At 72.0% G+C, this 24,349-nt stretch carries 21 protein-coding genes; 16 read left to right on the top strand and 5 right to left on the bottom strand.

Features of this window, described 5'->3' with window-relative positions:
* Positions 1-30: 30 nt before the first annotated feature.
* Together OIB37_RS07670 and OIB37_RS07665 are read right to left on the bottom strand one after the other, a co-directional pair.
* Entirely contained in the window at positions 31-738 is a 708-nt protein-coding gene (locus OIB37_RS07670) for a L,D-transpeptidase family protein (RefSeq protein WP_330456766.1), read from the bottom strand.
* A gap of 3 nt (positions 739-741) precedes the next feature.
* The gene (locus OIB37_RS07665) at positions 742-1,329 is read right to left on the bottom strand and encodes a pyridoxamine 5'-phosphate oxidase family protein (RefSeq protein WP_330456765.1); all 588 of its coding nucleotides are present in this window, start codon (positions 1,327-1,329) and stop codon (positions 742-744) included.
* Positions 1,330-1,486: 157 nt separating this feature from the next.
* Between OIB37_RS07665 and OIB37_RS07660 the strand changes: the two genes are divergently transcribed.
* The 5 genes from OIB37_RS07660 (at position 1,487) to OIB37_RS07640 (ending at position 7,701) form a co-directional block, all read left to right on the top strand.
* On the top strand, positions 1,487-2,689 hold the full coding sequence (locus OIB37_RS07660) for an argininosuccinate synthase (protein WP_330456764.1): 1,203 nt from the start codon (positions 1,487-1,489) through the stop codon (positions 2,687-2,689).
* 100 nt (positions 2,690-2,789) lie between these two features.
* Positions 2,790-4,223, top strand: coding sequence for an argininosuccinate lyase (gene argH, locus OIB37_RS07655; protein ID WP_330456763.1), 1,434 nt, complete (start codon positions 2,790-2,792; stop codon positions 4,221-4,223).
* 147 nt (positions 4,224-4,370) lie between these two features.
* Positions 4,371-5,342, top strand: a complete 972-nt coding sequence (locus OIB37_RS07650; protein ID WP_330456762.1) for an aldo/keto reductase — start codon at positions 4,371-4,373, stop codon at positions 5,340-5,342.
* Positions 5,343-5,563: 221 nt separating this feature from the next.
* A complete protein-coding gene (locus tag OIB37_RS07645) occupies positions 5,564-6,115 on the top strand; it encodes a TetR/AcrR family transcriptional regulator (RefSeq protein WP_330456761.1) in 552 nt (183 codons plus the stop codon).
* Positions 6,112-7,701 (top strand): MFS transporter, encoded by a 1,590-nt coding sequence (locus OIB37_RS07640; protein WP_330456760.1) that lies wholly within the window; start codon positions 6,112-6,114, stop codon positions 7,699-7,701. The genes OIB37_RS07645 and OIB37_RS07640 overlap by 4 nt, the downstream gene beginning before the upstream one ends.
* 108 nt (positions 7,702-7,809) lie before the next feature.
* On the opposite strand, the gene OIB37_RS07635 is transcribed toward OIB37_RS07640, so the two are convergent.
* Positions 7,810-8,439, bottom strand: coding sequence for a lysophospholipid acyltransferase family protein (locus OIB37_RS07635; RefSeq protein WP_443058257.1), 630 nt, complete (start codon positions 8,437-8,439; stop codon positions 7,810-7,812).
* 421 nt (positions 8,440-8,860) lie between these two features.
* Between OIB37_RS07635 and OIB37_RS07630 the strand changes: the two genes are divergently transcribed.
* From OIB37_RS07630 to OIB37_RS07620, 3 genes are all read left to right on the top strand, one after another.
* Complete coding sequence (locus tag OIB37_RS07630) at positions 8,861-10,036, top strand: glycerophosphodiester phosphodiesterase (RefSeq protein WP_330456759.1); 1,176 nt, start codon at positions 8,861-8,863, stop codon at positions 10,034-10,036.
* A 125-nt stretch (positions 10,037-10,161) separates the two neighbouring features.
* A complete protein-coding gene (locus OIB37_RS07625; protein WP_330456758.1) occupies positions 10,162-10,668 on the top strand; it encodes an RNA polymerase sigma factor in 507 nt (168 codons plus the stop codon).
* 45 nt (positions 10,669-10,713) lie between these two features.
* Positions 10,714-11,211, top strand: a complete 498-nt coding sequence (locus OIB37_RS07620) for a GNAT family N-acetyltransferase (protein ID WP_330461788.1) — start codon at positions 10,714-10,716, stop codon at positions 11,209-11,211.
* A 36-nt stretch (positions 11,212-11,247) separates the two neighbouring features.
* Here the strand turns inward: OIB37_RS07620 and OIB37_RS07615 are convergent, their stop codons facing one another.
* Positions 11,248-11,667, bottom strand: coding sequence for a hypothetical protein (locus OIB37_RS07615; protein ID WP_330456757.1), 420 nt, complete (start codon positions 11,665-11,667; stop codon positions 11,248-11,250).
* Position 11,668: 1 nt separating this feature from the next.
* Positions 11,669-12,028 (bottom strand): hypothetical protein, encoded by a 360-nt coding sequence (locus tag OIB37_RS07610; RefSeq protein WP_330456756.1) that lies wholly within the window; start codon positions 12,026-12,028, stop codon positions 11,669-11,671.
* A 610-nt stretch (positions 12,029-12,638) separates the two neighbouring features.
* Here OIB37_RS07610 and OIB37_RS07605 point away from each other — a divergent pair.
* From OIB37_RS07605 to cobA, 8 genes are all read left to right on the top strand, one after another.
* Positions 12,639-13,682, top strand: coding sequence for a methionine ABC transporter ATP-binding protein (locus OIB37_RS07605; protein ID WP_330456755.1), 1,044 nt, complete (start codon positions 12,639-12,641; stop codon positions 13,680-13,682).
* Positions 13,679-14,416 (top strand): methionine ABC transporter permease, encoded by a 738-nt coding sequence (locus OIB37_RS07600; RefSeq protein WP_330456754.1) that lies wholly within the window; start codon positions 13,679-13,681, stop codon positions 14,414-14,416. Before OIB37_RS07605 ends, OIB37_RS07600 begins: the two co-directional genes overlap by 4 nt.
* A gap of 75 nt (positions 14,417-14,491) precedes the next feature.
* Complete coding sequence (locus OIB37_RS07595) at positions 14,492-15,322, top strand: MetQ/NlpA family ABC transporter substrate-binding protein (RefSeq protein ID WP_330456753.1); 831 nt, start codon at positions 14,492-14,494, stop codon at positions 15,320-15,322.
* A gap of 37 nt (positions 15,323-15,359) precedes the next feature.
* Positions 15,360-16,187, top strand: coding sequence for a MetQ/NlpA family ABC transporter substrate-binding protein (locus tag OIB37_RS07590; RefSeq protein WP_330456752.1), 828 nt, complete (start codon positions 15,360-15,362; stop codon positions 16,185-16,187).
* A gap of 169 nt (positions 16,188-16,356) precedes the next feature.
* Entirely contained in the window at positions 16,357-16,995 is a 639-nt protein-coding gene (locus OIB37_RS07585) for a GNAT family N-acetyltransferase (RefSeq protein ID WP_330456751.1), read from the top strand.
* A gap of 154 nt (positions 16,996-17,149) precedes the next feature.
* A complete protein-coding gene (gene cbiE, locus OIB37_RS07580; protein WP_330456750.1) occupies positions 17,150-18,370 on the top strand; it encodes a precorrin-6y C5,15-methyltransferase (decarboxylating) subunit CbiE in 1,221 nt (406 codons plus the stop codon).
* A gap of 345 nt (positions 18,371-18,715) precedes the next feature.
* Positions 18,716-22,954, top strand: a complete 4,239-nt coding sequence (gene cobT / locus OIB37_RS07575) for a nicotinate-nucleotide--dimethylbenzimidazole phosphoribosyltransferase (RefSeq protein WP_330456749.1) — start codon at positions 18,716-18,718, stop codon at positions 22,952-22,954.
* A gap of 160 nt (positions 22,955-23,114) precedes the next feature.
* A complete protein-coding gene (cobA, locus tag OIB37_RS07570; protein ID WP_330456748.1) occupies positions 23,115-24,347 on the top strand; it encodes a uroporphyrinogen-III C-methyltransferase in 1,233 nt (410 codons plus the stop codon).
* Positions 24,348-24,349 lie beyond the last annotated feature (2 nt).

Here is a 24,349-nt window from a genome sequence, read left to right as displayed (position 1 = left end):
TGCCGGACGCGGTGAGTGTTCAGCGGCAGTTCAGTAGCGTGTGACGGCCGTGGCGCCGTCCGTCGTGCCGATGGCCATGTGCGGGTTCCCGCCGGGGTCCGCCCAGGCCAGGATCCGCAGCATCGCGTCCTCCGGCACCGACACGCAACCGGCCGTCGCCGCCTTCCCGTTGACGTGCAGGAAGATTCCGGCGCCCCGGCCGTGCACCGGACGGTCGTAGTTGAAGCCGACGACCAGGCCGTACGTGTACTGGGTGTCGTAGGTGATCAGGTGCTCGGACTCCGAGGCGCGGCAGTCGGCCGGGAGGGGCTCCACCCAGCGGTTGTACGACGTGGAGGCGTTGTCCTCGCACCACCACGAGTCCTCGTGCACCGGGCGGTACGTCACGCGGGTGCCGGGCGGCGCCGGCTTGATCCCGAAGCCGAAGGGGAGGTTGTACAGGCCGGTCGGTGTGGTGTTCGTGTCCTGGGTCCGGGTGGTGCCCTCGACCAGGCCGTTCGAACCGAACCGGGCCGGCGCCGTCCCGGCCGCCACCCACTCGCCGCCCCGCAGGTCCCACCAGGTGACCGTCCCGGACGTCGAGCCGGTGCCGGGTGCCTCGGCGGTGATCAGCTGGGTGCCGCCGCCGGTGTCCGCCATCCGCGCGGGCAACGGCTCCGGCGCCGGCGCGGGACCCGGCGTGAGGCCGAGGGCGCAGGCTGAGGCGGACAGGAGGGCGACGAGGACACCGGGGCGCATGGCTCAGACGCTAGAGGGCGGCAGCGGAAGCGGCAGCCCGGGTAGGCCGTCCAGGCTCCTCGCGATGTACTCCTTCTTCTCGAAGTAGGCGCTCAGGGAGGCGTCGTCCTCGCGCGCGAAGCGCCTGCGGTGCAGGTCGCGGTCCTCCTCGTAGGCCATGTGGGGGACGGCGTACCCGCAGCTGTCGCGGATGAGCGTGGCGTGGACGACGATGATCGCGCGCAGTCCGTGGGCCGTGGGGTCGATGTCCGGGAAGCGGGCGAGCAGGTCCGGGAAGCCCGGGTCGTCGCGGAAGACGGGCTCGCCCCGGCCGTGCACGCGCACGATGTTCGGCGGGCCCTGGAAGGCGCACCACATCAGGGTGATCCGCCCGTTCTCCCGCAGGTGCGCGATCGTCTCCGCGTTGGAGCCGGCGAAGTCCAGGTAGGCCAGGGTGAGTTCGTCGAGCACGGCGAACGAGCCCTTGAGGCCCTTGGGGGAGAGGTTGACCGTGCCGTCGCCCGCGAGGGGAGCGGTGGCGGTGAAGAAGAGGGGCTGCTCCTCGATGAACGTGCGGAGCCTGCCGTCCATGCGTTCGTAGATCTTTCCCATGTCCGCCGATTGTCGACGGGCGACGTTCGTCCTGTCCATGCCGATTTCCCGGCCACCCGCGTGTCCCGCCCGCGTGTCGCGGCCTGCATGGATTGACGAATCATGCGGCAGTCTGCATACTCATGCATATCAGCGAATGCACGTGAGGAGAAAACCCGTGACCGAGCGCGTCGTACTCGCCTACTCAGGCGGTCTGGACACCTCCGTCGCCATCGGCTGGATCGCCGAGGAGACGGGCGCCGAGGTCATCGCCGTAGCGGTCGACGTCGGCCAGGGCGGCGAGGACCTGGACGTCATCCGCAAGCGCGCCCTCGCGTGCGGTGCGGTCGAGGCCGAAGTGGCCGATGCCAAGGACGAGTTCGCCGACGAGTACTGCCTCCCGGCGATCAAGGCCAACGCCCTGTACATGGACCGCTACCCGCTGGTCTCCGCGCTCTCGCGGCCGACGATCGTCAAGCACCTCGTCGCCGCCGCGAAGAAGCACGGCGCCACCACCGTCGCCCACGGCTGCACCGGCAAGGGCAACGACCAGGTCCGCTTCGAGGCCGGCATCGTCGCCCTCGCCCCCGACCTGAAGTGCATCGCCCCCGTCCGCGACTACGCGATGACCCGGGACAAGGCGATCGCCTTCTGCGAGGCGAAGAACCTCCCGATCGCCACCACCAAGAAGTCCCCGTACTCCATCGACCAGAACGTCTTCGGGCGCGCGGTCGAGACGGGCTTCCTGGAGGACATCTGGAACGCCCCGATCGAGGACATCTACGAGTACACCGAGAACCCGGCGCTCGTGCGTGATCCCGACGAGGTGGTCATCACCTTCAAGCACGGCGTCCCGGTCGCCATCGACGGCAAGGCCGTCAGCGTCCTGCAGGCCATCCAGCAGCTCAACGAGCGCGCCGGCGCCCAGGGCATCGGCCGGATCGACATGGTCGAGGACCGCCTCGTCGGCATCAAGTCCCGTGAGGTGTACGAGGCTCCGGGCGCGATCGCCCTGATCACCGCCCACCAGGAGCTGGAGAACGTCACCGTCGAGCGCGAACTCGCCCGCTACAAGCGGCAGGTCGAGCAGCGCTGGGGCGAACTGGTCTACGACGGCCAGTGGTTCTCGCCGCTCAAGCGCGCCCTGGACGGCTTCATCGACGAGGCCAGCCAGCAGGTCAACGGCGACATCCGGATGACCCTGCACGGCGGCCGCGCGGTCGTCACCGGCCGGCGCTCGGAGTCGTCCCTGTACGACTTCAACCTCGCCACCTACGACACCGGCGACAGCTTCGACCAGGCCGCGGCCAAGGGCTTCATCGACATCTACAGCCTGTCGTCGAAGATCGCCGCGCGGCGTGACCTGGCAGGCGGAGCCTGACGTAGACCTCGCCCAAGCAGCGTCGTCAGCGGTACGGCCGCCTCCTCACCTGGAAGGGTGGGGAGGCGGAGGTACATACAAGAGCTTGAGGAGCAACGCAGTGAGCAGCAACAGCGGTGACGTACGGCTCTGGGGCGGCCGTTTCGCCGACGGTCCCGCCGAGGCCCTGGCCAAGCTGTCCGCGTCCGTCCACTTCGACTGGCGGCTCGCGCCCTACGACATCGCCGGCTCGCGTGCCCACGCGCGCGTGCTGCGTCAGGCGGGGCTGCTCACCGAGGACGAACTCCAGCGCATGATCGCCGGGCTCGACCGGCTGGAGGCGGACGTGGCGGACGGCTCCTTCACCGGCACCATCGCCGACGAGGACGTCCACACCGCGCTGGAGCGCGGCCTGCTGGAGCGCCTCGGCCCGGACCTGGGCGGCAAGCTGCGCGCGGGCCGGTCGAGGAACGACCAGGTCGCCACCCTCTTCCGGATGTACCTGCGGGACCACGCCCGGATCGTCGGCGGCCTGATCGCCGACCTCCAGGACGCGCTGGTCGGCCTCGCCGAGGCCCACCCGGACGTGGCCATGCCCGGCCGCACCCACCTCCAGCACGCCCAGCCGGTGCTCTTCGCCCACCATGTGCTGGCCCATGTGCAGTCCCTGTCCCGGGACGCCGAGCGGCTGCGCCAGTGGGACGAGCGGACCGCCGTGTCGCCGTACGGCTCCGGCGCCCTCGCCGGCTCCTCCCTCGGCCTGGACCCGGAGGCGGTCGCCCGGGACCTGGGCTTCGAGCACGGCAGCGTCGGCAACTCCATCGACGGCACGGCCTCCCGGGACTTCGCCGCCGAGTTCGCGTTCATCACCGCGATGATCGGCGTGAACCTCTCCCGCATCGCCGAGGAGATCATCATCTGGAACACGAAGGAGTTCTCCTTCGTGACCCTGCACGACGCCTTCTCCACCGGCTCGTCGATCATGCCCCAGAAGAAGAACCCGGACATCGCGGAACTGGCGCGCGGCAAGTCGGGACGCCTGATCGGCAACCTCACGGGCCTGCTGGCCACGCTCAAGGCGCTGCCCCTGGCCTACAACCGCGACCTCCAGGAGGACAAGGAGCCGGTCTTCGACTCCTGCGACCAGCTGGAGGTGCTGCTTCCCGCCTTCACCGGCATGATCGCCACCCTCACCGTCCACCGCGAGCGCATGGAGGAGCTGGCCCCCGCCGGATTCTCGCTCGCCACCGACATCGCCGAGTGGCTGGTCCGGCAGGGCGTGCCGTTCCGGGTGGCGCACGAGGTCGCGGGGGAGTGCGTGAAGGCCGCCGAGGCCGAGGGCAAGGAACTGGGCGACCTCACGGACGAGCAGTTCGCGAAGATCTCCGCCCACCTCACCCCCGAGGTGCGCTCCGTCCTCAACGTCCCCGGCGCCCTCGCCTCCCGCGACGGCCGCGGCGGCACCGCGCCCAGCGCGGTCGCCGTCCAGCTCACCGAGGTCAAGGCGGACCTGGCGGGCCAGCGGGCGTGGGCCGACGCGGGCCGGAAGCGGTAACCGCCACTGGCGAACGGCCACTGGCACGGGTGCATCCGTGGACTCCGTGCCGGCGGCCGTTCGCGCAAGCCTCGCGGGCCGACCGGATTGGTTCGCGTCGCGCGGGTTAGGTTGAGTCGGGAGTCAGCCGACCGAACGGAGTCCGCGATGTCCTTCGCCCGTCTCGCCAACGCCACGACGCCGACCTGCCATCTCGGCCTGGGGCTCGCCGCCGTCGGCCGCCCCGGCTACATCAACCTCGGCCGCGAGCGGGACCTTCCGCCGGAGCGCGGCGTCGAGGCGCTGCGCACGCGTACCCACGAACTCCTCGACGCCGCCTACGCCCAGGGCGTGCGCTACTTCGACGTCGCCCGCTCCTACGGCCGTGCGGAGGAGTTCCTCGCGGACTGGCTGACCGCCCGTCCGGACGTCGAGGACGTCGTCGTCGGCAGCAAGTGGGGGTACACGTACACCGCCGGCTGGACCACCGACGCCGAGCGGCACGAGGTCAAGGACCACGGCCTCGCCACCTACGAGCGACAGCGCGCCGAGACCGACGCACTCCTGGGCGACCGGCTCGACCTCTACCAGATCCACTCGGTGACCCCGGACAGCCCCGCCCTCACCGACAAGGAACTGCACGCCAGGCTCGCCGAGGCCGCCGCAGGCGGACTGACCGTCGGCTTCTCCACCAGCGGACCCGCCCAGGCCGACGCGATCCGGGCCGCGCTGGAGGTGACGGTCGACGGCGAGCCTCTCTTCCGTACCGTCCAGTCGACGTACAACGCGCTGGAGACCTCGGCCGGCCCGGCCCTCGCCGAGGCGCACGACGCCGGGCTGACCGTCATCGTCAAGGAGGGCATGGCCAACGGCCGGCTCGCCGGGCCCCAGGCCCCCGAGGCGCTGCGGGCCGTGGCGCAGGAGACCTCGCTCGGCTGCGACGCCGTGGCCCTCGCCCTGATCCTGCGCCGGCCGTGGGCCGGAGTCGTCCTCTCGGGTGCGGCGACCGTCGATCAGCTCGGCTCCAATCTCCACGCCGCCGTCGTGGACCTGGACGACGACCAGCTGACCAGGCTCGCCGCACTCGCGGAGGACCCGGACACGTACTGGGAACGGCGCGGACAGCTCCCCTGGCACTGACCGGGAGCCGCCCCGGCGACACCGGACGCCCCCCGCCGGCCCGACAGGCGCGAGTCACGGGCCACGAGTCACGCACGGCCACCATGCGTCACACATGTCCATGGTGAGCCGTGCATGCCTGCGGTGAGGCGTGCATGTCCATGATGAGCCGCACATGCCTGCCATGAGGCACGCATGCCCGCGATGAGACAATGATGTCTCACTTAAGCTAACCTTGTCTCATGGCTCTGGACCGTGACCACGTGCTGCGCAGCGCAGCCGCCCTGCTGACCCGCAAGTCCACCGCGACCATGGACGAGGTCGCCAGAGCCGCCGGGATCAGCCGCGCCACGCTGCACCGCCACTTCGCCGGTCGCGACGCGCTGGTACGCGCGCTGGAGGCGCTCGGCATCGCGGAGTGCGAGGCCGCGCTGGACCGCGCCCGGCTGGACGAGGGGCCCGCGAGCGAGGCCGTCCGCAGACTGGTGCGCGAGATCCAGCCCGCGGCCGGACTGCTCGCCTTCCTGTACGGCGAGAGCCAGCTGTGGGAGGGCGACCGCCAGAACGAGGGCTGGCCGGCGCTGGACACCCGGATCGGAGCGGTGTTCCAGCGCGGACAGCGCGACGGCGAACTGCGCATCGACCTCACGCCCGCCTGGCTCACCGAGGCGCTGTACGGGCTGATCGCGTCCTGTGCCTGGGCCACCCTGGACGGCCGCGTGGCCTCCCGGGACTTTCCCACGATGGTCGCCGAGCTGTTGCTCGGCGGCGCTCTGCGAAGAGAGGAATCATGACCAGCGCCCTGCGCCACGAGGGTGCCCTCTGCCCGGACGCGGTCGGGAATCCGGGGGAGCGCCCGGCGGGGACGGGGAAGCACCAGGGCCGGTGGCTCGCGCTCAGCGTCCTCGTCCTGGCCGTGCTGCTGGTGGCCGTCGACGCCACCGTCCTGGGCCTTGCGACCCCCTACATCAGCGAGGACCTCCACCCCTCCGGCACCCAGCTGCTGTGGATCGGCGACGTCTACTCCTTCGTCATCGCCGGTCTGCTGGTCTCCATGGGCAGCCTCGGCGACCGCGTCGGCCGCAAGCGGATCCTGCTCTGCGGTGCCACGGCGTTCGGCGCGATATCCGTCCTGAACGCCTACGCCACCACACCCGAACTGATGATCATGGCAAGGGCGCTGCTCGGCGTCGCGGGCGCGACCCTCATGCCCGCCACCCTGGCCCTGATCCGCAACATCTTCCCCGACGCGCGCGAGCGCAGCCTCGCCGTCGGCGTCTGGGGCGCGGCCGCCTCCGCCGGCACCGCCGTGGGCCCCGTCGTGGGCGGCTTCCTGCTGGAGCACTTCTGGTGGGGCTCGGTCTTCCTGATCAACCTGCCGGTGATGGCCGTCCTGGTCCTCGTCGGCATCCGCACCCTGCCCGAGTCCCGCAACCCGAGCCCCGGCCCCTGGGACCTGGCCAGCGTCGTCCTGTCGCTCGTCGGCATGATCGCCGTGGTCTACGCGGTCAAGGAGGCGGCCACCCACGGCCCGCTCCTGCCGACGCTCGCCGCGGCCCTGCTCGGTGCGACGGCCCTGTACGGGTTCGTGCGCCGCCAGCTCACCCTGCCGACCCCGCTGCTGGACATGCGGCTGTTCCGGCGCCGCGGCTTCAGCGGAGCCGTGCTCGCCGACCTGCTGACCGTGCTCGGCATGTCGGGCCTGGTGTTCTTCCTGTCCCAGTTCCTGCAACTCGTGCAGGGCCGGCACCCGTTCGAGGCGGGCCTGGCGGAGCTGCCCGCCGCGGTCGGTGCGGTGGTGGCCGGCCTGGCCGCGGGCCGCGCGGCCCGCCGTCACTCGGTCCGCGTCGTGGTCTCCGGCGGCCTCGCCGTGATCGGCGCGGCCCTGGCCGTCCTGACGACGGTGAGCCGGTCGACCGGCTACCCGTTCCTCGGCGCCGCGCTCCTGCTGGTCGGCATCGGCGCCGGCTTCTCCTTCACGGTCACCGCCGACGTCATCCTCTCCAGCGTCCCCAAGGACCAGGCGGGCGCCGCCTCGGCGGTCTCCGAGACGGCCTACGAACTCGGCGCGGCCCTCGGCATCGCCCTGCTCGGATCGATCGTGACCGGCGTCTACCGCGGCTTCACCGGCCCGGCCGGAACCCCCGCAGCGGCCCACGAGTCACTGGGCGCGGCGGTGGACGCATCGGCCCACATGCCCCCGCACGCGGCGCAGGCCCTGCTGGACGCGGCCCGTGGGTCCTTCGTCCACGGCCTGCATCTGGCCTCGGGCGCGGGAGCGGCGGTCTTGCTGGCTACGGCGGTGGCCGCATGGTTCCTGCTGAAGAACCAGCGGCTGGAGAGCCTGGAGAACCCTGAGAACCTGAAGAACACGAGGTGAGCGGGCCCGCCCAGGGGAGCGGGGCTGTATCGATATGCGGCTCCGCCGCGCGGGCGCGAGAGGCCACAACGCACCCGCACCCGAAAACCGGCCGAACCGCCGGAGGCGCTACGCGGCCTTCGCCTTGGTCGCGTACATGTCGACGTACTCCTGTCCCGACAGCCGCATGACCTCGGCCATCACGGAGTCGGTCACGGCCCGCAGCACATAGCGGTCCCGGTCCATCCCCTCGTACCGGGAGAACTCCATCGGCTCGCCGAAGCGCACGGTGACCCGGCCGGGGCGCGGCATTCCCGCCCCGCCCGGCTGGAGCTTGTCCGTGCCGATCATCGCGAACGGCACCACCGGCGCGCCGGTCATCAGCGTCAGGCGCGCGATGCCGGTACGGCCCCGGTACAGCCGGCCGTCGGGGGAGCGGGTGCCCTCGGGGTAGATCCCGAAGATCCGCCCCTCCTCCAGGATCCGCCGCCCGGTCATCAGCGCGGCCACGCCGCCGTTCGCGCCGTCCCGGTCCACCGGGATCATGCCGACCCCGGTGAAGAACCACGCCATCAGCCGGCCCTTGAAGCCCTTGCCGGTGACGTACTCGTCCTTGCCGATGAAGCAGACCTGACGGTCGCAGACCACCGGCAGCACGATCGAGTCGATGAACGTGAGGTGGTTGCCGGCCAGAATGACCGGTCCGTCCCCCGGGATCAGCTCCGCGCCCTCCACCTGTGGGCGGAACATCAGACGCATGATCGGTCCGAGCACTGCCTTGATGAGCGCGAAGCGGGACAACGGGTCCTCCGGTGTCGAGGCGAGCGATATGAGTCTGTGCAGGTGAGGACATTACTCGCGGCTACGGGAGAAGTGCACATCGGGTACGACCGGTTCACGGAGGTCTTACTCATTGTTGACGCGGGTTTACCTGCGGCGGTGCATTCGCCTCGCGTGGTTCACCCGACGGCCGCAATGTGACGTATGTCGCGCACCGCGCCGGCGGTCCGGCCGGCCCGCCGGCACCCGTCCCGGCCGACGGACCGTCACCCCTCGTCTCCCACAGGCCGTACGGCGTCACCCGGGTGTTCGTGCCGAGGCCTTCTTTCCGTCATGTGCACGCCCCTACGATCGGCGCGCATCGAAGAGAGATCGAAGAGAGACCGGCGGAAGGGTGCTCATGGACAGCGACCAGACGGACAGCCAGACCCGGGGGACCGGACGGCGGGCGCTCTTCGGCGCCGCGATGCTCGGCGCGGGCGGAGCGGTCCTCGGACTGCCCGGCGCCGCCCGGGCGGCCGGCACCCGGACGGCCGCACCCGGCGCGCGGGGCCTGAAGAGCCTGCCGGTGCCGACGATCATCGGCCACCGGGGTGCCAGCGGCTACCGCCCCGAGCACACCTTCGGCTCGTACAACCTGGCCCTCGACCTCGGCGCGGACATCGTGGAGGCCGGTGACCTGGTCCCCACCAAGGACGGGCACCTCGTCTGCCGGCACGAGCCGGAGATCGGCGGCACCACGGACGTCGCCGCGCACCCCGAGTTCGCCGCCCGCAGGACCACCAAGGTCCTCGACGGTGTCTCCACCACCGGCTGGTTCACCGAGGACTTCACGCTCGCCGAGCTGAAGACGCTCCGCGCGGTCGAGCGCATCCCGGCCAACCGTCCGCACAACACGCTCTACAACGGGCGGTGGGAGATCCCCACCTTCGAAGAGGTCCTGAAGTGGCAGGACGAGGAGACCCGCAAGCGCGGCCGGCAGGTCTGGATCTACCCCGAGACCAAGCATCCCACCTACTTCCGGGGGCTGGGCCTCGGCCTGGAGGAGCGGGTGGCGAAGCTGCTGCACAAGTACGGCAAGGACGGGCGGAAGTCACCGGTCATCCTGCAGTCCTTCGAGCCGAGCAGCATCCAGAGGCTGAACCGGCTGGTCGACAACCCGCTCGTCGTCCTGCTGTCCACGGCCGACAGCCGCCCCTACGACTTCGTCGCGGCGGGCGACCCGCGCACGGTCGCCGATCTGGTCACTCCCAGGGGCCTCAGGGAGATCGCCGGCTACGCGCAGGGCATCGGCCCGACGCTGGACCTCGTCATCCCCAAGAACGCCGACGGCACCCTGGGCCGGCCGACCACGCTGGTCCGCGACGCGCACAAGGTGGGCCTGATCCTGCACCCCTACACCATGCGCAACGAGAACCCGTTCCTCCCGGCCGAGTACCGCAAGGGCGGCGCGGCGGACGCCTACGGCGACCCCTTCGGCGCGTTCAGGACGTACTTCGCCACCGGTATCGACGGCGTCTTCACCGACAACGCAGACACCGGCCTGCTCGCCCGCGCCGACTTCCTGGCCGGCTGAGCCGCGTCACCCTTGCCGGGGGTGCTCGCGGCCCACTCGTCAACGAGAGCGTCGTAGGACCCCCGGTCCGGGTGACTCCGCGCCGTCCCGGAAACCCTGCGCCGGGACGGTGCGTCGTTCCGCATATGACCCCCGAACTCGTCGCCACCCTGCGGCCCCTGCTCGCCGCCGAGGCCTCCGCCGAGGCATATGCCTGCGGGGGTGAGCCGGGCGATCTGGAGCAGGCGGTCTGGCTCCGTCTGCTGGAGCGCATGGAGACCGAAGGGCCGCCCGCGGACCCGCAGCGCTGGCTGCGCGAGGCCGTGCGCGCCGAGGCGCGCCGCAGCCGCCGTACGCGCGAGATCGAGCGGCCCTACGACACCGAGCCGGCCGACCGCACCGGCCCCGGACCCGAGCAGCTCGCCCTCGCCGCCGCCCGGCACCGCGTCCTGCGCGCCGCCGTCCGCCGGCTGCCCGGCCGCTGCCCCCGCCTGCTGGAGGCGCTGCTGTCCCCGAGAGACCTCACATACCGGGAGATCGCGGGGGAGTTGGGTATCTCACAGGGCAGTCTCGGTCCCGAACGTTCCAGATGTCTGGGATGTCTGCGGCGATTGCTCACGCCGGAGGTTGCGGCCCTCGAAGCGCGGGGATAGGAGTGTGGGACGACAGATGATCAGGTGAGCGGGAGGCGTGCGCACATGGGCATGAGCGTGACCATCTCGGCGGCGACCGAGCAGGACGCGGAGCAGATCTTCAAACTCCAGTACCTGTGCTTCCAGAGCGAGGCGGCACTGTACGGCAACTACCGCATCGACCCGCTCGTCCAGAGCCTCGAATCGGTCCGCCGGGAAGTCGCCGCCGACTGCGTCTTCGTGGCGCGGCTCGGCGACGAAGTGGTCGGTTCCGTGCGCGGCAGGGCGACCGAGGACGGCGCGGCTGCCATCGGCAGGCTCTGCGTCCACCCCCGCCTGCAGGGCCACGGCATCGGCGCCCGGCTGCTCCGCGCGGCTGAGACGGCCCTCACCGAAGAGTGTGGTGCCACGCTCTTCCGCCTCCACACCGGCCACCGCAGCGAGGGCAACCTCCGCCTCTACCGCAAGGTCGGCTACGAGGCGGTCGGAAGGTCCAAGGGTGCCGACGGCGTGGAGATGATCGTCCTGGAGAAGAAGGCGGGGACGTACGTCGCCACGGCGTGACACCCGGCCCCCGGGGGAGCGGACCCGCCCCGTGCCTCAGGCGCTTCGCCGGTCCCGCGCCTTGCGCAGCCAGTACATGGCGGAGAGCGGCAGCAGCACGGGGATGAGGACGTAGTCCCTCCCGTAGTACGACCAGACGGTCGCGTCGGGGAACGCCGAGGGGTCCACCACGGTCCACGTCCCCACGATCAGCACGCCCGCCAGCTCGGCGGCGCAGCACAGCAGCGCCGCCCGGCGGGCGGTCTCGCCGCCGCGGACCAGGCTGTAGGTGATGAACCCGTAGACCACGCCCGCCACCGCCGACAGCGTGTAGGCGAGCGGCGCCCGGTCGAAGTCCGTCGCGATCTGGTACGCCGAGCGCGACATCGCGGCGACCACCATCACGCCGTAGAACCACACGAGCAGCATCCCCGGCCCGCTGATCAAGCGGGCCGGCTTCTCCTCCACCGCCGTCATCTCAGCCTCCCCAGATGTCGAAGAGCCGCACCTCGAGCACGGCGAGCACCACGCCGCCCGCGGCCGCGGTCACCGAACCCCAGCGCGTCCGCTCGGCCAGGGACATGAAGCCCGCCGTCGGTACGCACGCGAACGCGCCCAGCAGATACGCCAGGAAGATGGCCGTGCCCTGCTCGGGCTTGTCGCCCTGTGCCAGCCGCACGATGCCGACGACCAGCTGGATCACGGCCAGCAGCGACACCACGGCCATGCCGATGAAGTGCCAGTCCTTGGTCGGCTGGTGCCGGTAGGCGGCCCAGCCGCACCACGCGGCGAGCAGCAGCGCGGTGATCCCGGTCACCAGCGTCAGGGCATTGAGCATGCGGTGACCTTATTACGGCGGAAATGGCCCGCCGTCGCCGCCCCCGCCGTCCGCCCCGGCCCGCGCGTCGCGCGCGCCTCTCTCCACCCGGCGGACGGTCGTGGCGTTGGCCACAGACCGCCGGCCGGGAGCCGCGCGCGGACCCGGCGGCGAGGAGCCTGCCGCCCTTGTCCGCACTGCGCGGCGGCACCGTCGGGGAGATCCCCGCAGGTCCGCGGCCATGTCCGCGTCTGTCCAGCATATGGACAGCGTCCTCCGGTCAGGAGCGTCCTTCTGCTTTACTGATTCACATGACCACGACGAGCAGCCGCACCCTTGCGACCGAGGCGACCACGACGCCCGGTGCTCGTTGTATGTGTCGAATGTGCGCCTTCTAGAGGGCCCCCGCACCGTCTGAGCCTCGCGCCCCGAAGCGAGTGCCGCGGCGTCCCACGTCGGCAACGTCGCCGTACGGGACTCACGCCGCCCCCGCGCACACGACGTTCTCCCTGGTGTTCTCACCTGGTTCACCGCCCCCGCGAGAGCCGTGCCGCGTCCCCGAACGAACGCGATCAATGCACCCGTGCTCGGGCACACTCACACCCGCGCACTCGACAGTGACGGAAATCCTGTGATCACCACCTCGGGCCTGACCAAGGTCTACCGCTCAAGCGGCCGAGAGGTCACCGCCCTCGACGGCGTCGACCTGCACGTCCGTGAAGGCGAGGTCTACGGCGTCATCGGCCAGTCCGGCGCCGGCAAGTCCTCCCTCATCCGCTGCGTCAACCTCCTGGAGCGTCCGACATCCGGGACGGTGAGCGTCGACGGACAGGACCTCACGGCCCTCGCCGGCCGCGGACCCCGCGCGGGCCGGCAGCTGCGGCACGCGCGCAGCCGGATCGGCATGGTCTTCCAGCACTTCAACCTGCTGTCCTCGCGGACCGTGCAGGACAACATCGAACTGCCGCTGGAGATCCTCGGCAGTTCCGGGAAGGAACGTTCCCGCAAGGCGCTGGAACTCCTCGACCTGGTCGGCCTCGCCGACGAGGCCAAGGCCTTCCCGGCCCAGCTCTCCGGCGGACAGAAGCAGCGCGTCGGCATCGCCCGCGCCCTCGCCGGCGACCCCAAGGTCCTGCTCTCCGACGAGGCCACCAGCGCCCTCGACCCCGAGACCACCCGCTCGATCCTCCAGCTGCTGCGCGACCTGAACCAGCAGCTCGGCCTCACCGTCCTGCTCATCACCCACGAGATGGACGTCGTGAAGTCGGTCTGCGACTCGGCCGCCCTGATGGAGAGGGGCCGGATCGTGGAGTCCGGCACGGTCAGCGAGCTGCTGGCCACGCCGGGCTCGGAGCTGGCCGCCGCGCTGTTCCCGGTGGGCGGCGAGGCCACCGGCGCCGACCGGACCGTCCTGGACGTCACCTTCCACGGTGAGGCCGCGACCCAGCCGGTCATCTCCCAGCTCTCGCGCACGTACAACATCGACATCTCGATCCTCGGCGCCGCCATCGACACCGTCGGCGGCCTCCAGATCGGCCGCATGCGCCTGGAACTGCCCGGCCGCTACGAGGACAACGTGGTGCCGGTCGGGTTCCTGCGCGAGCAGGGCCTGCAGATCGACGTCGTCGGACACGAGGGCCAGGAGCCCCTGCTGGTGAAGGAAGGCGCGAAGTGACCTGGTCGGAGATGCAGCCGCTGCTGTCGCAGGCGTCCTGGGACACCCTCTACATGGTGGGCTGGTCCACGGCGATCGCCATCGTCGGCGGTCTTCCGCTCGGCATCCTCCTCGTCCTCACGGACAAGGACGGCCTGCTGCAGAACGTCGTCGTCAACAAGGTCATCGGCCAGGTGGTGAACATCGCCCGCTCGATGCCGTTCATCATCCTGATGGTCGCGCTCATGACCTTCACCCGCCTGATCACCGGGACGACCATCGGCCGGGAAGCAGCGATCGTGCCGCTCGCCATCGGAGCGATCCCGTTCTTCGCCCGCCTGGTCGAGACGGCTGTCCGTGAGGTGGACGGCGGACTCGTCGAGGCCGTGCAGTCGATGGGCGGCAACACCTGGACCATCGTGCGCAAGGTGCTCGTCCCCGAGTCCCTGCCGTCGCTGATCTCCTCCACCACCACCACGATCGTCGCGCTCATCGGCTACTCGGCCATGGCCGGCACGGTCGGCGCGGGCGGCCTCGGCGACATCGCCATCCGCTACGGCTACCAGCGCTTCGAGACCCAGCTCATGTGGATCACCGTGGCCATCCTCGCCGTCGTCATCTCGCTCATTCAGTTCGCCGGCGACTACGCGGCCCGCTCCCTGCACGGCCGCGGCGGACGCTCGGGCCCGGCGCCCAGGCTCCGCCTGCTCAAGGCCAAGGAACCCGCGACGGCCGAGGTCGGCAAGGTCGCGTAAAGCCCAACCCCGCAGACTCCCCGTCCACCCCATACGGGGTCGCGCCACCGCACCACCCAAGGAAAGGCACTTTTCGTGCGTAACACCGCCAAGCTCACCACTGCCGCCGTCGCCTTCGGAGCCCTCGCCCTCGGGCTGACCGCCTGCGGCTCCGGCAAGGACTCCGCCTCCGCCGACCACAACGGCCCGCTCATCGTCGCCGCGAGCCCGACCCCGCACGCCGAGATCCTGAACTTCGTCAAGGACCACCTGGCGAAGAAGGCGGGACTCGACCTTGAGGTCAAGGAGTTCCAGGACTACATCGTCCCGAACACGGCGACCGAGGACGGCTCGGTGGGTGCCAACTACTTCCAGAACCAGCCGTACCTCGACGACTTCAACAAGAAGCGCGGCACGCACATCGTGCCCGTCGTCACGGTGCACCTGGAGCCGCTCGGCCTGTACTCCCACAAGGTCAAGAAGGCCGACGCCCTGAAGAGCGGTGCGACCGTCGCCGTCCCCAACGACGCCGTCAACGAGGCGCGCGCCCTCAAGCTCCTCGCCGACGACAAGCTCATCACCCTCAAGAGCGGCGTCGGCAACGAGGCGACCCCGCAGGACATCGTCAAGAACCCCAAGCACCTCCAGTTCAAGGAGGTCGAGGCGGCCCAGACCCCGCGCTCCCTGGACGACGTGGACGCGGCCGTCGTCAACGGCAACTACGCCATCTCCGCCGGCCTCAAGCCCGCCAAGGACGCCCTCGTCCTGGAGTCCCCGAAGAACAACCCCTACGGCAACTTCCTCGCCGTCAAGCAGGGCAACGAGAACGACCCGCGCGTGAAGAAGCTCGCCAAGCTCCTCACCTCGCCCGAGGTCAAGAAGTTCATCGAGGACAAGTACCAGGGCTCGGTCATCCCGTCGTTCTGACAGTTTCCGGCAGTCTGACCGACAGGGGGATCGACTCATGCGCAAGACCGTCGTACTCGCGGTGACCGCGGCACTGTCCGCCGGCCTCACCGCCTGCGGAACCGGCTCGGACTCCGGCGACCGAGGTGGCAAGGACGGCGCCCTCGTCGTCGGCGCCACCCCCGTCCCGGCCGGCGAGGTGCTCACCTACGTCAGGGACCACCTCGCCGCCAAGGCCGGACTCAAGCTGGAGATCAAGGAGTTCACGGACTACGTCCTGCCGAACACCGCGCTCCAGGAGGGCTCGCTCGACGCGAACCTCTACCAGAACCAGCCCTACCTCGACGAGTTCAACAAGTCCAAGGGCACCGACCTGGTGTCGGTGGTGAAGGCCTACCTGCCGCCCATGGGCGTCTACTCCCACAAGGCCAAGGCCGTCACCGGGCTCGCGCGCGGAGCCACCGTCGCCGTGCCCAACGACACCACCAACGAAGGCCGCGCCCTCAAACTCCTGGCCGCCGAGGGCGTCATCAAGCTCAAGCCGGGCGCCGGCGCGGACGCCTCACCGGCCGACATCGCCGCCAACCCCCGGCACCTGACGTTCAAGGAGCTGGAGGCCGCCCAACTGCCGCGCTCGCTCGACGACGTGGACGCGGCCGTCATCAACAACAACTACGCCCAGGACGCGGGCCTGAAGCCCACCAAGGACGCCATCCTCCTGGAGTCGGCCAAGGACAACCCCTACGCCAACCTCCTCGCCGTCAAGCGCGGCCACGAGGACGACCCCCGGGTCCGCAAGCTCGCCGCACTGCTCACCTCGCCCGAGGTGAAGAAGTTCATCGAGGACAAGTACCAGGGATCCGTCCTGCCGGTGACCCCGAACTGACCTCGGACCGAACGCGCCGAGCACGGCGTGCCGCCGCCGACGGGCCCCACTCGCTCAGCACCCGGAGTGGGGCCCGTCGTGCGGTTCAGTGGTTTCATGCTGCATGCTGGGCATTTCAGCAGGGCCCTGACGGTCCCTCAAGAAGTTTCCGAAGGTTACGGAGCGGCGCATGACGAGCACCTTCCCCACCATCTCCATCAGCACGGAGCGGTTGGGCTTGCGTCCCCTCGACGAGGACGACGTGCCCGCCCTGGCCGAGATGATGAACGACGAACAGGTCGCCGCCTGGACGGACGTACCCCAGCCGTGCACCGAGGAAGCCGCCCGGCGCTGGATCACCGAGTACGCGCCCGCCGAACGCGCCGCCGGCCGGGGCCTGGACCTCGCGGTCACGGAGTTCCTCACCCAGCGCCTGGTCGGCATCGTCCAGCTGGGCAAGACCAACTGGGACATCCGCTCCACCGAACTGTCGTACGTCATCGCCCCCTGGGCACGCGGCGAGGGCTACGCCTCCGAAGCCGCGCTCGCCACCGCCCACTGGCTCTTCCGCGACCAGAAGTTCGAGCGGATCGAGCTGCGCACCGCCGCCGACAACACCGCCTCCCAGCAGGTCGCCCAGAAGATCGGCTGCATCAGCGAGGGCGTCCTGCGCAACGCCTGCATAGTGCACGTCCGCACCGAGGACGGCACCTGGGCCGACCTGCGCACCGACTTCATCGTGTGGAGCCTGCTCCCCGAGGACCTGGAGGGCACCGACGAGCAGTTCGCCGACACCGGCGGCTTCACGTCGTACGCCGACTGGAACTGACCCCGGCGAGCCCCGCCCTGCCGGACGAGTCCGGCGGACCGGCCGTCACGGCCCCGGCCCCGCGCGCCCGCGGCCGCCCACCAGGTACTCTCACGGAGCCCGCGCACGGGCCCCGTGCCCCTGACGACCTGCGAAGACCTGGAGACTGACGACGATGGCCGACCGGGTCACGGTGATCGGCTGGGACGGCTCGCCGCTGACCGCCGCGGCACGCGGCGCCCTCGGCGCCGCCACACTCGTGGCCGGCGCGGCCCACCACCTGGCGCTGCCCGAGGTCCCGCCCGCCGCCGAACGCGTCCGCCTCGGCAGCGTCTCCCTGGCCGCCCGCCGGATCGCCGGCCACCGCGGCACCGCCGTCGTGTTCGCCGACGGCGACCCCGGCTTCTTCGGTGTCGTACGCACCCTGCGCGCACCCGAGTTCGGCCTGGAGGTCGAGGTCGTCCCGGCCGTCTCCTCCGTGGCCGCCGCCTTCGCCCGCGCCGGCATGCCCTGGGACGACGCCCAGGTGGTCGTCGCCCACCCCCGTACCCTGCGCCGGGCCGTCAACGTGTGCCGCGCCCACGCCAAGGTCGCCGTCCTCACCTCACCGGGCGCCGGCCCCGCCGAACTCGGCCTGCTCCTCGACGAGGTCCACCGGACCTTCGTCATCTGCGAGGAACTGGGCACCGAACGCGAGCGGGTCACGGTCGTCACCTCCGACCGGGCCACCGACCACGCCTGGCGCGACCCCAACGTCGTCATCGTCATCGGCGGCCCCGCCGCACCGGGCGCCGGCGGCGAGGGCGGCGGCTGGATCGCCGGCCGCGACCCCGCCACCGGCCCACGCGGCTGGGTACAGCCCGACGATGCGTACGGCGGCGGGCTCGGCGAAGGGGAGACCGAACTGCTCCGCGCCGCCCAACTGGCCCACCTCGGCCCCCGGGTGGGCGACCTCGTCTGGGACATCGGCTGCGGCTCGGGCGCGTTCGCCACCGAGGCCGCGCGCGCCGGGGCCGCCGTCATCGCCGTCGACCACGATCTCGCGGCCTGCACCCGCACCGAGGCGGCCGCCCGCGCCTTCGGGGTCCAGCTCCAGATCGTCCGGGGCACCGCCCCGCACGTCCTGGAGAACCTGCCCGAACCGGACGTCGTGCGCGTCGGCGGCGGGGGAGCCGCCGTGGTCTCCGCGGTGGCCGACCGACGCCCGCGGCGGATCGTCGCCCACGCCGCGACCCGTGACGCCGCCGAACTCGTCGGCCGGGACCTGACGGAGCACGGATATCGCGTCCAGTGCGCCCTGCTCCAGTCCGTCGAACTCGACACCCGGGCCTGGACGGAGACCGAGCGGAGCGTCGCGTTCCTGCTGAGTGGAGTCCTGCCCGAACGCGCCCCGTGATCCTGTTGTCGTACTGCGCGCGGTAGGCTGGCCGATCGTTGTACCGCACCGGTGGCCCGGAAGTTCGTTCGTCAATGTCCGGAAAGCACGCCCGTTTTGGGGTGGGTGGGGTACGGCGGAGCCGGTGGGCGCGCAAAGTGGCGCAGTCCACAGCGGGCTGTCGCGGATCACGCTGTCGCGACGGCGTATCGACCGGGACAATGCCACTGAATGGCTTTGTCGCCATTTCCGGCGGGTCGTTCGTGCCGCTGGGCACGGACGCTCGTTACTTCACTGCGGGGCGGTCGGTGCGCCGCTCCGGATGAGCTGGTCGTAGGAGCACTAACCGATGGGCGAGGGGTACGCATGACGGACACCGGCCAGGTCCCGGGCGAGGGGCAGCCGGAGAGCGCAGGCATGGTGGAGCAGCCGGGCGTTCCCGCGCACGGTGCGTACACCTACCTCGCCGAGGCGCCCGCCGAGGACGAGGACCTGCTGCTTCCGGGTGCCCAGGGCGCGTGGGGCAACGAAGTACCGCCTCCCGCCCCGGAACCCGTCGTCGAGGCCGTCCATCAGCCCGGCCCGCACGAGACCGACGGCCGGGACAGCGGCTCCGTCGACCTCAGCGGCGTACGACTGCCCGACTCGGGGCCCGTCTCCGTCCCGCAGTCGCCCATCCTCTCGGCCCCGCACGACCCGTCGGCCGCGCCGCAGCCGCCGCGCCGGCCGCTGCACCTCGGTCCGCCGATCCCCGACGCCTCCGCCAGCCCGGTCCGCTCCCTCGCCGACCGCGGCCCCGCGGGAGCGCCGGTACGGCAGCCGGGACCGCCCACCATGGGGCCCGAGTACCTGGACGTCCAGCCCCCGAGCCACATGACCCCGCCGAGCGCGGCCCCCTGGGGCGCGGCACAGCCCGCCCCGGCTCAGGCCGGTGTCGGGGCCACGGCTGCGGAAACGGTTGGCCCGGCGGCCGAGCCGTTCGCCGACGCGACCGACGCCACGCAGGGGGCCGCCATGAACCCCCTCGCCCCGCAGGCGGTGGCGCAGGTTCCCGTCGAGGCCGCCGTCGCGGCCCCGGGACAGCCCGACGCCGTGCACGGCCACGAAGGCCTTCAGCCGGCGCACGGGCCCGACATGGGGTACGGCGTCGAGGGCGCTCAGGAGCCGGTTCCGGCTCCGGCTCAGGAACTTCCGCAGGACCCTGCTCAGGAACTCGCGCAGGAACCCGCTCAGGATGCGGCTCAGGAACCTGCTCAGGGTTCCGTCCAGGAGTCGGCTCAGGGTTCCGTCCAGGATCAGGTTCAGGTATCGGTCCAGGTCCCGGCTGAGGTGGCCGAGGCCGCTGTGGAGGCCGAGTTCGCGGACACGGGCTTCGGTGAGGCACCGGCGCTCGCCGAGTCCCAGGAAGACGCAGACGCACCGGTCGCCGACGCCGGGGTCCCCGCAGCTGAAGCCGTGACGGTCGTCGAGGCCACCGAGGTCCCCGAAGCCGTGGCGGTCAACGAGGCCGCCGAGGCCGGGCAGGTCGCGGAGGCTCCGGCTGCCGCGCAGGAGACACCCGCCGCGGAGGTTGCGGCGCAGGGCGCTCCCGTTCAGGAGCCGCAGGGCGATGCCGTCGAGGCCCAGGCACCCGAGGGCGCGCAGGCCGTGGAGGCGGTCGAGGCGGTCGCCGTCATCGAGACGGCCGACGTCATCGAGATCGCCGAGCCGGTCGAGGCCCCCGAGGCCGCGCCGCAGGCCGTATCCCCCGACGCCGCGCTTCCCGAAGCACCCACGCAGCCGGAGGATGCCGCCCAGGCCGCCCAGGTCGCCGAGGCGCCGCAGGGCATGCCCGAGGCCGTCGGAGCCGTGCCCGCGCAGGTCGCGGCCGAAGCCGTCGGTCTGGTGGCCGCCCAGGGCGTGCCCCTGGCCGCCGGTGCCGCGGACTTCGCCCCCGCGCAGGCCGACCCGTCCGCGCAGGCCGCCCCGCACGCCACCGGCACCATCGAGGTCCAGCCCACACCCGTCCCGGCCGACGCCGTGGACGCACCGGCCCCCCTCGCCGTCCCGGCGCAGGCCGGCGAGCCCGCGGCGCAGGCCCCCGGCATTCCCGTGACGGAGGCGCCGGACGCCGAGCCCCTCGCCGTCCAGATCGAAGCAGTCGTACCGGAGGCACTGGCCGCACCGGAGGCACCGGACGCGTCCGCCGACGACGTCCCCGCCGCGGCCGGGGTTTCCGGAGTGCACGACCCGGCACTTCTCCAGGCGCAGGGGCCGCAGCTCGCCCCGGCCTTCGCGCACGACGCCGAGACGGTGACAGCGATGGCCCCCCAGCAGCAGCCGCCGGTACCCGGGCAGGACCAGCCGACCCCGGCGGCCGCCCCGGCCCCCGGCGACGGCGCCCCTGACCACGCGACCCCGGCCGCCGGCACCCCCGCCGGCCCCCTGCTCCAGCACGCCGACGCCACCCCCGCGCCGCCCGCCGGCGAGGCCGTGGCGGGGACCGGCTCCATCGCGGCCACGCCCGCCGTACCCGTCGCGCCCGCCGAGCCCGTCCCGGCCGGTCATCCCGACCCGCTGCCCTCCCACGTCTCGCTGGAGCCGCACCCGGAGCAGCCGCTCGGGCAGTTCGTGGCCGTCGACGGCCTGGTGCCGACCGCACCGCATCTCGCCCCGACCCCGCCGCACCCCCTGATCCTTCCCACACAGGAACAGGACGGCGCACCGCAGGGACCCGTCGCCGCGGTGCCCGCGCCTCGCGAGGCCGAACCGGCCGCGTCGGAGGAGGGCGAGGACGCCCCCGACGTCGTACAGCACGCGGACGACCTGGAGACCAGGGCCGCGGACCAGGAAGAGGGTGCGGCCGCGGTGGAAGAGGCAAGACAGTCCACCGGACCGGCCGCGCCCGCCTACAGCGACGCCGAGCGCGAAGCCGTCCTGAAGGTGATCCGCGAGCGCCGGGACATCCGCAACGGCTTCCGCTCCGACCCCATCCCGCACGAGGTGCTGCTGCGTGTCCTGGAGGCGGCCCACACGGCGCCCTCCGTCGGTCACTCGCAGCCCTGGGACTTCGTCGTCATCCGGTCCGCCGACACCCGGCAGGCCATGCACGAACTGGCCATGCGCCAGCGCGAGGCGTACGCCAAGTCGCTGCCCAAGGGCCGGGCCAAGCAGTTCAAGGAACTGAAGATCGAGGCCATCCTCGACACCCCGGTCAACATCGTCGTCACCGCCGACCCCACCCGCGGCGGCCGCCACACCCTCGGCCGGCACACCCAGCCGCAGATGGCGCCGTACTCCGCCGCGCTCGCGGTCGAGAACCTCTGGCTCGCGGCCCGCGCCGAGGGCCTCGGCGTCGGCTGGGTCAGCTTCTTCGACGAGCGCGAGATGGTGCGCGCACTCGGCCTGCCCGAGCACATGGAGGTCATCGCCTACCTGTGCGTCGGGTACGTCGACGAATTCCCGGACGAGCCCGAGCTGATGCAGGCCGGCTGGTCCAAGCGACGCCCGCTGTCGTGGGTCGTGCACGAAGAGACATACGGGCGCCGCGCCCTTCCCGGAGAGGAACCCCACGACCTGCTTGCCGAGACCGTCGCACAGATCCGCCCGCTCGACGCCAAGGCGCTCGGCGAGGCCTGGGAGCGCCAGAAGCGCATGACCAAGCCGGCCGGCGCGCTGGGCATGCTGGAGATCATCTCCGCACAGCTGTCCGGGCTGTCCCGGCAGTGCCCGCCGCCGATCCCGGAGCCCGCCGCCGTCGCGATCTTCGCGGGCGACCACGGCGTGCACGCCCAGGGCGTCACCCCGTGGCCGCAGGAGGTCACCGCCCAGATGGTGGCCAACTTCCTCGGCGGAGGCGCCGTCTGCAACGCCTTCGCCGCCCAGGTCGGCGCCGAGGTGTGCGTCGTCGACGTCGGCGTCGCCGCCGACCTCCCGGCCACGCCCGGCCTGCTGCCCCGCAAGATCCGGGCCGGCACGTCCGACATGACCACCGGCCCCGCGATGACCCGCGAGGAGGCCAAGGCCGCCATCGAGGTCGGCATCGAGACCGCCCGCGACCTGGTCGCGGCCGGCAACAAGGCCCTGCTCACCGGCGAGATGGGCATCGCCAACACGACCGCGTCCGCCGCGCTGATCTCCGTCTTCACGGGGGCCGACCCGGCGGAGGTGACCGGCCGGGGCACGGGCATCAACGACGAGACCCTCGCCCGCAAGACCGAGGTCGTGCGCCGCGCGCTCGACTTCCACCAGCCGGACCCGGCCGACCCCGTCGGCGTCCTCGCGGCCCTCGGCGGCTTCGAGCACGCGGCCATGGTCGGCCTGCTCCTCGGCGGCGCCTCCCTGCGTACGCCGGTGATCCTGGACGGCGTCAGCGCCGGCGCCGCGGCCCTCGTCGCCCGGGCCATCGCCCCCGAGGTCCTCGCGGCCTGCATCGCCGGCCACCGCAGCGCCGAGCCCGGTCACGTCGCCGCCCTCAACAAGCTGGGCCTGCGCCCGCTGGTCGACCTCGACCTGCGCCTCGGCGAGGGCACCGGCGCCCTGCTCGCACTGCCCCTGGTCCAGAGCACGGCCCGGGCGATGCACGAGGTGGCGACGTTCGACTCGGCAGGCGTCACCGAGAAGTAGACCGAGAAGCGGGAAGCAGGCGTCGCGGCAGGGGTGGTCCGGTGTTCAACAGCCGGACCACCCCTGCCGTACATCCTGCCCACCCCATAAGATCCGCACGTCAGGGCCGCTTCGGAGCCGCAGCGCGCCCACGCCAGAGCTGCACGAGGAGCCGTACCTCATGGCCGAACACCCCGCCTACCCCGTAGGTCTCCGCCTCTCCGGCCGCCGTGTGATCGTCCTCGGCGGCGGCCAGGTCGCCCAGCGGCGCCTGCCGGCCCTGATCGCGGCCGGCGCGGACGTCCTCCTCGTGTCCCCGCAGGCGACCCCCTCGGTCGAGGCGATGGCGGACGCGGGGGAGATCCGCTGGGAGCAGCGTCCGTACGCCGAGGGCGACCTCACCGATGCCTGGTACGCCCTGATCGCCACCAGCGACCCGGACGCCAACGCCGCCGCCTCCGCCGAGGCCGAGCGCGCACGCGTCTGGTGCGTCCGCTCCGACGACGCCGACCGGGCGACGGCCTGGACGCCGGCCACCGGAACCAGCGAGGGCGTGACGGTCGCCGTCCTGACCACGGACGCGCGCGGCCGCGACCCCCGCCACACCGCCGCGATCCGCGACGCGGTCGTGGCCGGCCTGCGCGACGGCACCCTGGTCGCCCCGCACCACCGCACCCGTACGCCCGGCGTCGCCCTGGTCGGCGGTGGACCCGGCGACCCGGACCTCATCACCGTGCGCGGCCGCCGCCTCCTCGCCGAGGCCGACGTCGTCATCGCCGACCGGCTCGGCCCGCGTGACCTGCTCGCCGAGCTGCCCCCGCACGTCGAGGTCATCGACGCGGCGAAGATCCCGTACGGCCGGTACATGGCCCAGGAGGCCATCAACAACGCCCTGATCGAGCACGCGAAGCAGGGCAGATCCGTGGTCCGGCTCAAGGGCGGCGACCCCTTCGTCTTCGGCCGCGGCATGGAGGAGGTCCAGGCGCTCGCCGAGGCCGGGATCCCGTGCACCGTCGTCCCCGGCATCTCCAGCTCCATCTCGGTGCCGGGCGCGGCCGGCATCCCGGTCACCCACCGGGGCGTCGCCCACGAGTTCACCGTCGTCAGCGGTCATGTCGCCCCCGACGACGAGCGCTCCCTGGTCGACTGGCCCTCGCTCGCGAAGCTCACCGGTACGCTGGTGATCCTGATGGGCGTCGACAAGATAGGGAAGATCGCCGAGACGCTCGTCGCGCACGGGAAGTCCCCCGAGACCCCCGTCGCACTGGTCCAGGAGGGGACGACGGCCGCGCAGCGACGCGTGGACGCGACCCTCGCCACGGTCGCCGAGACCGTACGGGCCGAAGAGGTGAGGCCGCCGGCGGTCATCGTCATCGGCGACGTCGTGACCGTGGGCTCGCCGCCCCGGGCCTGACC

The sequence above is a fragment of the Streptomyces sp. NBC_00820 genome (genome assembly GCF_036347055.1).
Lineage (GTDB): Bacteria > Actinomycetota > Actinomycetes > Streptomycetales > Streptomycetaceae > Streptomyces.
This window is presented reverse-complemented; position numbering and strand designations above follow the sequence as displayed.